General features: G+C 47.5%; 3 protein-coding genes. All 3 read left to right on the forward strand.

All coding sequences use genetic code 11. The features are described 5' to 3' along the window. On the forward strand, nucleotides 1-260 hold a 260-nt coding region (locus ACI32D_RS06180), incomplete at its 5' end, for a diguanylate cyclase (RefSeq protein WP_439775731.1). A 6-nt stretch (nucleotides 261-266) separates the two neighbouring features. Continuing rightward, nucleotides 267-848: a hypothetical protein gene (locus tag ACI32D_RS06185; RefSeq protein ID WP_439775732.1), complete on the forward strand. Its 582-nt coding sequence runs from the start codon at nucleotides 267-269 to the stop codon at nucleotides 846-848. A 124-nt stretch (nucleotides 849-972) separates the two neighbouring features. Beyond that, the gene (locus ACI32D_RS06190) at nucleotides 973-1,776 is read left to right on the forward strand and encodes an HAD family hydrolase (protein WP_439775733.1); all 804 of its coding nucleotides are present in this window, start codon (nucleotides 973-975) and stop codon (nucleotides 1,774-1,776) included. Nucleotides 1,777-1,872 lie beyond the last annotated feature (96 nt).

Consider the following 1,872-nt stretch of genomic DNA (forward strand, 5'->3'; position numbering starts at 1 on the left):
GCTATGGCGGCGATGAGGTTTTAATTATCGCCTCCGGCATGGAAGATGGCGCTTTTGTCAAAAAATTGCAGATTTTTCAAAGTGAATATGCTAAACTAAACCGGCAGTTAAAAGAGCCAGCCACCTTGAGCATCGGCTATGCTACCGGTAGAATCGATGATGAAGAAGAGCTGCGGGCAATAATCAAGCTGGCTGACGACTATCTATACCAGGCCAAGGACCAAGGCAAGAACCAGATTGTTGGCGAAAAGCAGAAATGAGGCATTATGTACAGCTACATCCCGAAAGAACAAATCAAGATTTACCGCTATTTGACCGTTGACGCGGTCAACGCCGCCCTGGCGGATTTGCGCCAGGAGGGCATCAGCCTGGAACTGGAGAGCACGGTCGGAACTGCTGGCAACTTCGTGACCCAAAACGACGGGGTGGTGGACCTGGATTACCAGTTAAAGCTGGTAAAGTCAGCTGAAGAAGATCCAGCACTTTTGCTCAGTAAAGTCAGCGAGGGCTTAATGGCGGGCCTGGCGGATAAATTTGAAGCAGGCCGGGAAAACAGCCAGGCTTTGACCTTTCTGCACCGGGCCAAGAAGAGCGGCAAGGTCAACTTCAAGTTAGACTTGACCGTCATCAAGGAAGAAGACGGGGATGAATACCGCTTGGTTAAAACTGATGGGGGCAAGTGGAGCGAAGCCTTTAACAGCCGTTTTTTGACCATCCAGGAAGAGACGATCAAGGACTGGGACCAGTGGGAAGACCTGCGCGGTGAATATCTCCGCTTGAAAAATGAAGATCCTTCTGCTTTGTCAGTCGACCTCTACCGGCAGGCAGTCAACAATATTTATGGCTAAAAGCAAGAATTATCGGCAGGCGACAGCCTGCTTTTTTAGTTGAAAATCTTTGAATTCTTGCAAAAGAAATGGAATAATAAGGGAAGAATCAATAGAGAGAATTAATTTACGGAAAGCATTTTACATGGAAAATAAGCAAGAAATCAAATTAATCGCGACCGACATGGATGGCACTTTGGTCAATGACGCCAAAGAAGTGCCAGCGTCTTTTGCCCCCTGGGTTTTGAATCACCCCGACCAGCAGATGGTGATCGCCAGCGGCCGGCCATATTACACCAATGAAGAGCTTTTCAAGGACATTAAGGATCACTTGATCTTCATTGGCGATAATGGCGGTTTGATCTACCAGCAGGGCAAGGTCTTGGCCAAAGCTGGCATTACGGCTGAAGAAGCTGAATTTTGCCTTGATCTTTTTGAAAAAGAGCCTTTAGCCAATCCGATTCTTTGCGGGGCCAGCCAGGCTATTTGCCGCGACCCGGAAGGAGACCGGAACTTTTTAAAGCAGCTGGATACCTACTATATCAAGCGGCGGTATGTCGAGGATCTGCCGGCTGAAGTAAACAGTGACGAAATCATCAAGTTTACAGCCTATATTGAAGGCGGGGCAGCAGAAAGAATCTACCGGCAATTGCCGGAAATGCCGGGCAACTTGAGCGCGGTTTTGGCCGGGCCGGAATGGATTGACATTGTCAACAAGGACGCCAATAAGGGGGCAGCGATGAAGAAGATCGCAGATTTAAAGGGAATCAAGAAAGAAGAGACCCTGGCTTTTGGCGACTACTTAAACGACTTGACCATGTTAGAGGCAGCCGGAACCAGCTATGCTATGGTCAATGCTCACCCGGACCTTAAAAAGATTGCTGACCATATTGCTCCAAGCAACAACGATGAAGGAGTAATGCAAATTCTGCGAAAATTGTTTGATTAATTGGTGGCAGCTGCCTTTTGGCGGCTGTTTTGCTTTACATTGTGCATGATCCAGGTATACTTGATAGTTAGGTACCGAATATTAATTTCTTGATTA

This window comes from Lactobacillus sp. (genome assembly GCF_051873315.1).
Lineage (GTDB): Bacteria > Bacillota > Bacilli > Lactobacillales > Lactobacillaceae > Lactobacillus.